At 50.3% G+C, this 9,210-nt stretch carries 5 protein-coding genes; all 5 read right to left on the reverse strand.

The window, feature by feature from the left end:
- Positions 1-12 precede the first annotated feature (12 nt).
- Complete coding sequence (locus L692_RS0111310; protein WP_025699914.1) at positions 13-1,203, reverse strand: hypothetical protein; 1,191 nt, start codon at positions 1,201-1,203, stop codon at positions 13-15.
- Between the two features lie 114 nt (positions 1,204-1,317).
- Positions 1,318-2,295 carry a hypothetical protein gene (locus L692_RS0111315; RefSeq protein ID WP_025699915.1) on the reverse strand — a complete coding sequence of 326 codons (978 nt, stop codon included), beginning with the start codon at positions 2,293-2,295 and terminating at the stop codon, positions 1,318-1,320.
- 705 nt (positions 2,296-3,000) lie between these two features.
- Complete coding sequence (locus tag L692_RS0111320) at positions 3,001-4,191, reverse strand: Acg family FMN-binding oxidoreductase (RefSeq protein ID WP_025699917.1); 1,191 nt, start codon at positions 4,189-4,191, stop codon at positions 3,001-3,003.
- A 12-nt stretch (positions 4,192-4,203) separates the two neighbouring features.
- Positions 4,204-7,401, reverse strand: coding sequence for a beta-ketoacyl synthase N-terminal-like domain-containing protein (locus tag L692_RS30620; protein ID WP_025699918.1), 3,198 nt, complete (start codon positions 7,399-7,401; stop codon positions 4,204-4,206).
- Positions 7,310-9,210, reverse strand: a 1,901-nt coding sequence (locus L692_RS30625; RefSeq protein WP_269636729.1) for an SDR family NAD(P)-dependent oxidoreductase, incomplete at its 5' end; no start/stop codon positions are given. The genes L692_RS30620 and L692_RS30625, both read right to left, overlap by 92 nt.

The raw sequence follows: 9,210 nt of genomic DNA on the forward strand, positions 1-9,210 counted from the left end.
TCCTTTCATAATCTAAAAAGAGTTTAAGTCCACATATTTTCCCTTTAAATTTTGATGGAACCTGGCATCCTGAAGAATAAACCCTCTTGTTTTGTTGGAGACTTCAGCCAGATACAAGATTTGCGCATCTTCAGCGTTCATTACAATCAGATAATTAATATTGCTAATCCCGTCTACAGATAATGAACCATATAATTTGTCATCTATTAAACTATAGAAATAGTCGCGGGCACCGATTACAGGCTCGCCATATTGCGAATGGATTTCAATTTTGCTCGTTCTAAGCAGATTAAAATCTTGATCATAGTACTTAATAACTGGCTTGAATGAATCCTTCTCATCACTTAGGACGAGATAATGATCTTTATAGGGGAGAACTTTATGAATGGTATGATCCAAAAGCTTGGTTTCGGCGGTCTTTGTTGTAAAGTTGTACCTCAAAACAATGCCTTGTCCGGCAAAGACATTATTAAAGCTGGAGGTTGCAAGCAGAAGCGTATCGTTCTTCACAAAAATTTTATCCAGTTGGACAATTACCTTATCAACATTAAATAAACGCAGAGGAACCACGGTTTGAGTAACTTCATAATTTGAAGTGCCTATTTTATAAACAACGATATCCGAGTCATTTTCATTCCGGCTTCTGGTGAATAGATACACCGCATCATTGGAAATTTGATAACTATCCAGGCGCACTTCATCCAATTCTTTTTTAACATCTACTTCTTTGACAGAATCGTCACTTAGGAAAATGACCTTCCACTCGCTCTTCCCTGTACGTGAGCTATCAAAAATAAACAATTCGTAATCCGGGCAGCTCCCATAAAAATACAACTGTCCATATAATTCAATTGGAGATTTCGATAAATTCATTCTCTTTTGTAAATTATTAATAGATCTTATAGCATACTTGTTGGCATAGGTCGGTCGATATGTATCCGTGCTTTTAGTAAATTTCTTGTTTTCCCAATTATATGTATCTGTTTTCAATTCTTTGGAAGTAAGAGCTTCATAATAAAAAGTAGCAACGATTGGGTTGCTATTGATTTTATCTTGAAGCACTTTATATTGGATATCATTAACCGAAACAACAGATTCATTTGCAGGTTCCGATAGTTCTGATTTGTTGTTCAAAACCAGGAAAAAAAATATAAAGCAAATAACCGTTAAAGCTAAACCTAAAAATATTATTTTTTTGGTCATATTTGTTTTCCCCATTTTTAGTATTCTATGTTAAGAGGGGCTATCTTAATGAATAACCCCTCTTTAACAATCCTATAATTCAATTAAAAACAACGTCATTTTTTATGTGCCAAGTTACCAAGTATGAGCTCCAGTCGACCAATTCACTCCCGCCCACAACGATAAATCCGTATCTTGTACAAATGTCATTGGGGTAGCCCATCCTGCTGGAGCATAATCCAACACATAATTTTGACTTTTATATGCCTGCCACACCAAATTCGCACATTGCAAGTATTCTGTATCTGTTCTGTTGGCTGTAGCTTTGTAAGGCTTCCCTCTAAGATTATTGTATGCGTAATTAGCAGCGCTCTCTCTAAAGCTCGAAGTTCCCACTGGATAGTAGTCTCTCATCGTGTATCTATTAGACCATCTGCTTATATCATAATCATCACTATTGTATGGATCTCCAAGCGCTTCTACAGTTCTTGCACTGTCGGTATACACAATTGCGGCATGACCGTGATTTACCCCGATTACCCACAACACATATGTTGTTTGATCCTTGGAGACTAAAATGTCGCCTTTATCCGCTTTTCCCAGCATATAACTCCAATCAGAAGAAGTCATTTTACTGCTTCCGTCACCATCACTGTTAATAACAACCTCTTTACTTTGCTGAGTATCGGCCGCCGCATTTTTTACAGTTTCAAAGCCGAAATATTTATTCAAATCCCCATGTTCTTTTTTCAATTTTTTTAGTTCAGAGACAGAAATACCCGTGTAAGCCGACAAGGCCTCAAAATATCCTTGATCCTTAGCGGTAGCGGCAGGCAATTCAATACCAGCGGTCAAAGCTTTATTATTTGTATCCGCACTCCTATATTTTGCAGCTAACTCTAATTTCTCGGCAGGTATTTCTATGTTGAAATACTTACTTAAATCACCATGCTTACTTTCCACATCCTGCAACTCGGATACCGGTAATCCTGTGTATTTTGACATATATTCATAATATTCAGTCTTATCACTGGCTGCGTAAGAGACATTAACTATTGATGGGAACACCATTACAAGAGACAGTACGGCAGTAATGAGCTTTTTATTCTTCATATTACTCATCCTTTCTTTTTTACAATCAATTACTTGGATTCCCTTCCCGCTACTTGTTTCCTTCTCCTCAATGTGATATCTCCGCAAGTGATCTTAGTATGTAGAAAGCATCAACATTGGACTAGTTGAAGTCATTAGAACACTCTCTCCCTCCTTATGTCGTTTTAGTATCATTCCAGCTCAATCCAACAATAAATTACCCAATATGGGTACATATTCCAGAATGACTAAGACTAATATAAAGCCAGTTCTTTTAATAGTCAATCATTTTTTTCCATTTTTAAAATATAATTACTTTTATATACTTATTTTGGTTTTATTTAAATAATAACTAAAATTAGAACTATATGCGCATTAATGTTGTTAAGTATTTTTTTCGTATATTAATAGAAATGTTATGTGCATGAGAGATCTAGGTGTCGTCACCTCCAAGCGGAATTGCATGCGCTTTACGAACGCTATCTCAAGTTGCTCCGTGCTTCGGTGACCGACCATCTTCGCGAGAAGTTGGCAGAAGTCGTGCGGAAATAGAGCGACCTGCTCCTTTCCCGAGGAGAACTCAGCCCGAAAAAGGAAACGGGACGCTGTATGGGGTACAGGAAGAATTTAACGGAAGTATTTAGCTGAATGTAACAAATGAACAGTGAACAGAGGGCTCCCTCTGCTCACTGTTTCGGTTGCCTGCACTTTAGGAGGCATTATTTCTCATTCCGAAATCAAATCTGTAACCTCGCGTCTCATGCTGAGCGGGGTATTCTGTGTCGGCTGGCCCAAACGGATCAGGAGCTGGATCGTTCCGCCCGCCGAGGCGTATTCCTTGTGAATCTCGCTGTAAGCCTGCCGCATTTCCGGATATTCCTCCAATGCCTGGCTCAGAGGCTGCATCACAAGCCCTGCCTCATGCGCGGCAAGAATTAGCCTGCTGTACAGCATGCCCGCCTTAACCTGGCTGGTCCGGCTGTTATCCTTGCTAAGAATCAAGGCATACGCCGGTGTATGGCCAGCCGCAGTTTGGGCCGCTTGAACGGCCAGCTTGGCCGAAGCTTCCTCATTGTTCATGGATGGAATCAACGTAATTAATCCTTGCAGCAGATGTTTTTTTAGTCCGGTGACGCCTTGGCCCTCGAAGGAGTATCCAAAGCGATATTGATTCTTCTGATACTCATTGGAGCGGAATATTCGGGCCGCTTCGTCGTTCATCCGCCTTAGTCCGGTTTCGATGACCGTACTCTCCACGCCGTAAACACCAAACCTCCCGATATCCGCTTTATCGCTTAGAATGGACAGGGTCAAGTCTTCCTCCGTATTCGTTTGTTTCAGCCTGCGGATTTGATCCGGTGTGATCGCATCCGGCCGATAGGCCATTCTATTGGTATCCGGCAAGAACATGAATTCATAAAGCGGATTGTGCTGCGGCGTGGCTCTGGACAGCGTAATCTTCGCGGCCGGCTTCTGATCCATGCTTTCTCTTAACTGCTGTTCATCGTACTCCCCATCCGGAAACAGCTTGATATCTGCGGCATATCCCAGCCGCTCGCCGGCTATCCGCATATATTCCAAGAAAGTGCCTTGCGAAACCAGCGTTTGCCGGGCCACGGGGTCTGATTCCGGCGCCAGCCGCTCACTGTCGGTATAAAGGTACAGCACCAGCGGGTTCTTTCTATCCAGACGGAGCTTCCATGGCTGCATGTTGTGGCTGTTCGCGGCCAATAATCCATGAGCTATCAGTTGCACTCGCGGGTCCTGGAACTGTTCGAAGTAATCCCGCTTCCAGGGATCGAGATACTCGGCCTTCTTCAGCGCGCCGCTGGCTGTAAGCAAGGTCAAGACCAGCAGAGCGACGAGAACAGCTGCGGACAGGATAACGGTCAGCGTGATTTTGTAGCCCTTGCTCATGTTCCTCTCCCTTTATACCTCTATTTTTTTGAGCCCCGCCTGTTCCGCTCGCTCCTTATCTTGCTCCTTATATGGATGAACGGGTTCAAGTATCTCTGTCTCCTGTTCATACGAAACCTTGTAGGTCTCGTTGGCGAACGGATAGGTTGGCAGGAGAACCTTTCGCTCACGGGAATCAACAAGCCCGGACGGGTCAAATGGAACTCCAAGAACATACAGCTTCGCCATAACCTCCAGAAGCTTCTCGATGGCGTCACCATCCATGGCGAGGTTAAGGATTTGGAGTTTATCGGGATGATGGAACGGCAAGTTGACACGTTGGCTTCCGCAATGCAGCAGCACTTCTCCCGCACTCAAGGCTTCCGCAAAATCCCTCTCCTTCAATTTATTCCCTACTGCTTCCCTAATGAAAGACCACAGCTCGCCAGTGTGATTGCGATAGATTACGCCTGAAGGAGTGATTACCGGGCACTTCATGCCGGCCTTGGCATCGGCTGCGGTCTCTATGGATGGCCCGCTGCCATCCTGGATGAACAATGCGGCTTGCCCAAGCGAAATTTGGCCGGTGAGAACGAGCGCCGCGAGTATGCCTGTTCCCTCCGCAAAAATTCCGGCAGGCCGGATTCCCGAACCAATCAGCAGGTGTGAAACCGCATATTGAACAGCGAAGCATTCGAGCTGCTCTCCTCCACTCCCCGTCTCTTGCTTCGCCTTCCGGTAGGCGGAGCCAAAGCCGGGGAAGCGGGCGCAGAGCACATCCAGTTCGCTGCCGCCAACACTCAACTTACCGTCCAGCATAAGGTGAACCGCTGTAGCCCGGCCTGGATTCGAACGCCCTCTGTGAATTTCAGGCAGGGCTTCGCCATGTTCAACCGCCGACAGAATGCGGGTCAAATGCTCTCGGGATGCAATGACCGCCGCCGCTTTGACCGACAATTCTTTCTGTGAAAGATTCATTGTGCGGCATACGGAAGCCGCCCCAAGCTCCGCATGCTTCTCCAGATGCGCTCCGAGATTTCCGGCGACAGCCCGGATGCCTTGTTCATTTCGGCCTGTAAGCAGCAGCAGGTGCGGCCCGTTGTCCGCCGGGGAAGGAAGCGAGTCCGATGGCTGAGGCGCCTGCTCCAGAATAACATGAGCGTTGGTTCCTCCGAATCCGAAGGCATTGACACTTGCCCTGAGCGGAGCGCTACCTTCCGCCTTCCATGGTCTTGGATATTGATCGACCACATAGAACGGGGAATGCTCAAAATCAATATTCGGATTCGGCCGCTCATAATTCAGCGTATGCGGCAGAGTCTGATGCTTCATCGCAAGCACCACCTTAATCAGACTCGTCACCCCGGCGGCGGACAGCATGTGGCCAACGGAGGATTTTACCGAACCGATTCCGCAAAATTGGGTCTTGTCCGTAAAGCTGCTGAACGCCTGGGTCATTCCCTCAATTTCAATGGGGTCCCCAAGCGGCGTGGCTGTGCCGTGCGTTTCGACATACGAAATGGTCTCGGGATGAATCCCCGTCCGCCGGAACGCATCCCTGATCACCTCCGCCTGCCCTTGCGGTCTTGGCGCCGTAATTCCCTGGGAACGTCCATCGTTGTTCATAGCCGAGCCTTTGATTACGGCATGGATGCAATCGCCATCTCTCAGCGCGGCTTCAAGCGGCTTCAGCAGCACGGCCCCCGCCCCTTCGCCCAGCACCATGCCGTTCGCTCTGTGGTCAAACGGATAGCAGACTCCGGTCGGAGACAGCGCGGTCACCCGGCTGAGGGAGACGAACGGCGTCGGGCTGAGGTTCAGGTTCACACCGCCCGCAATCGCCATTTCCGACTCTCCCGTGCGCAGACTTTCACAGGCCATATGAATCGCCACCAGAGAAGAGGAGCAGGCGGAATTTACAATCAGGCTTGGCCCCGTCAAATTCAAGCAGTGGCTGACCCGCGCCGCAACCTCATTCAGGCCGTTGCCGGCGACCGTATCCGGAACGAGACGGGCCGGCTCCAGCACGCCGGAAATGCCGGCGAGAATTTCCCGCCGTTCTTCGGGACGCATCCGGTTGAAGACGGGGCTGTCCGCCAGACGGTTCTTAATCAGCATATAGGAACGGTAATTGGCGAAATGCTCCATATAGGTGTTCTGCTCGCAGCCTGCGAACACGCCGATTTTACGGGTGCTGTATTTCCCTCCATACCCCGCTTGCTGCAAGGCCTCCCAGGCAATCTGCAGGAAGATTCGCTGCTGGGGATCGGCGGCTTCCGCTTCTTTCGGCGACATGCCGAAGAACAGCGGGTCAAAGTCATATGGAGCGTCAATAAAACCGCCCTGGCCGGTGTAGGTTGCATGAAGCGCATTGGCATCCGTGTTCACATGCTCATCATCAGACCATCTCCCGGGAGCAACGGGACGGATGGCGCTTCGGCCGTTAATCAGCAGCTCCCAGTATTCCTCTTGATTATTGGCTCCGGGTATGCGCAGACCGATCCCGATAATGGCGATGTCCTGCGGCTTGTCATTCTTCCTGCTTTCCTCTGTGATCTTGTTCTCTTCGTGACCAGCCATTATCGCCGGCTCCGCCGCGAGCAGCTCTTCGATATATGCGGATAGCTCTTCCGGTGTCTGGTATTCAAAAATAAGCGTCGGATACAGTTCGGTATTCAATCTGCTGCCGAGCCTGGAAACCACCTGGACCGCCCCGAGTGAATCGAGTCCAAGGTCCATGAAGTTCCTGCCCGCCTCCAGATGGCGGACAGGAATTTGCAGCTGCTCGGCAACCGCCTGGTATACGATGTCCCGGACTTCCTTCGCGGAGCGGTATACAACCGGACGCGTGGTAGAATCGGCCACCGCAGGCTGCTGCTCTGCTCCGAGCATAGCGTGGTCCTCCTTCTTCTCCCCGCCCTTCACCAGATCGAGAATATGGATGACGTCAGGCCGGTCCGTGCCCAGGGCTCTCAGGAAAGCATCGACAGCCTTGTCATGGACAAGCGGCTTTAGCCCTTGCGTTCTGAGCGTAAGCTCCAGGAGATCCCCAAATTCCGTTCCCGCACCCGTATCTGCCCAGAGCGAGTAGTTGATGGACAGGGAACGCCCTGGAGCATGCTCCTTGATCCGGCAGGAGCTATAGCCATTCAGGAAAGCGTTGGCCGCCGCATAATCTCCAAGACCCGAGGCCCAGGCTTTGCGGGTGGCCGAAACGGAAGACAGGGTCACGAAGAACCGCAGAGGCTCCTCTCGGGTAACGAGGGTCCGTAATAATGGTCCCCTTCCATTTGGGAGCCAGCACGCCCTCAATGTCGTTCACGCTTCGGCCAAGAAGCTTATGCGGAGTGTACTCCAGCTGCCCCGCCGCATGAATAACGCCGTGCAGAGGGCCGTAGGCGGCGTGAATCTTGCGCAGTAAATCCTCCATATCCGCCTGACTGGTAACATCAACGGCGGCATACATCACCTGAGCGCCCAACTCTTCCAGCGCCGGCATGAGACGGGAATCGGGAGGAAGCTGCTTTCTCCCTGTAAGAACTACATTGATCCGTGCTTGCCGCGCCAGCCCCAGAGCGATTTGGCTGCCCACCAGCCCTGTGCCGCCAGTGATCAGGTACGTCTCCCCGTCATGCAGCTCGATGCTCTTTCCGACCGCCGGCGGAGACATTTTCTTCAAGGTGCGCACATAACGCACTCCGCCGCGTATGGCCGCAATCGACTCCTCATCGGCCTTCTGCTTCATGGCCGTCGTCAACGCTTGGGCAAAATCCCGGCTTGATGGATACTCTTCCTTGTTCATATCGATCACCGAGACCTGGATTCCGTCGTTCTCAAGATCCATGACCTGGGCCAGTGTAGCGGCCGCCGCTTGATTCGGATTGCCCCTGCCCGCATCAGCGGGGAGTTGATAGGCTTTATCCGTAACGATAACAAGCTGCGCTCCGCCAAGCCCGCAGCGGACCATGCCTTGTCCAAAGTGAAGCAGACTGTAGAAATGTTCATTCATGCTGCCGTTATTCAGCAGATTTTCGGTCTGAAGCTCCGCTTGCAGGTAATTGGACAGATGGATAATAGCCGATACCCGGCCCGGCATTTGTTTCAGTACATCCGTGTAGTGCTCCGCATTGTCCGCCCGGATGGTAAATCTGCGCTCACCGTCGTACGCGAACTCCTCGCCAAAGGTGACATAGTAGAGCGGGTTCCGTTCCGGGTCCATGGCGCGCTCCAGCTCCCTGCCAATCTCAGGGCTGCCGCCGCATACCAGCACCGCTCCTTCATTGATCGGGGCGCTGTCCGTGAGAGTTTCAGGCTTCCACTGCCATTCATAGAACCAGTCGCTGCCATTTGCGGTATAAGAAGCGGCGGAGCCAGCTCCAAAGTCAGGCTTGAATGTCTTGTGCTCGAAAGGATAGGCCGGCAGCGCCACTTTTCGGCAGGCATGACGGGGCTCGATCGCCATCCAATTGAGCTTGACTCCAAGAGAAAATAGTTGCCCAAGCATACCGAGCCAGGTATCCCAATTATCTTTCTTGCGGCTAAGGGTATGGAGCACCTGCGGCTTGTTCAAGTGACTCAAGCCTCCGGCCATTCCGGCGAGGATAGCGTCCGGTCCGCATTCGACCAGAATCGAAACGCCCTGGTCCACAGCGCAGGCTATGCTCTGCTCAAACTTTACAGCCTCCAGAATATGCCGCATCCAGTACTCCGCCGTCAGCGGCTCCTGGATGACCTCGGCGCTCACATTGGAGATGATCGGAATTTGCGGGGCATGGAACGGCGTAGCTTCCAGCTCCCGCTTGAACGCTTCCAGCATCGGTTTCATCAGCGGCGTGTGAAAGGCCTGGGAAACATTCAGCTTCTTCACTCCGATTCCCTGTGCCTGCATTGCGGATACGAAGGCTTCCACCGCCTCCGCCGTTCCCGATACAACCTGATGCGTGATATTATATCCGGCAAGCCACAGGGAACCTTCAAACGGCTGAATCAACGTCTCAAGCCTGCTGCCTGAAGTAAACACGGCGGCCATGGCTCCCCCTG

Source organism: Paenibacillus forsythiae T98 (genome assembly GCF_000520735.1).
Classification (GTDB): Bacteria; Bacillota; Bacilli; order Paenibacillales; family Paenibacillaceae; genus Paenibacillus_AQ; species Paenibacillus_AQ forsythiae.

Coding starts and splice junctions, on each gene's coding strand:
- L692_RS0111320 (WP_025699917.1), bottom strand. CDS start 4,191: ATGAGCAAGGGCTACAAAATCACGCTGACCGTTATCCTGTCCGCAGCT.
- L692_RS0111310 (WP_025699914.1), bottom strand. CDS start 1,203: ATGACCAAAAAAATAATATTTTTAGGTTTAGCTTTAACGGTTATTTGC.
- L692_RS0111315 (WP_025699915.1), bottom strand. CDS start 2,295: ATGAAGAATAAAAAGCTCATTACTGCCGTACTGTCTCTTGTAATGGTG.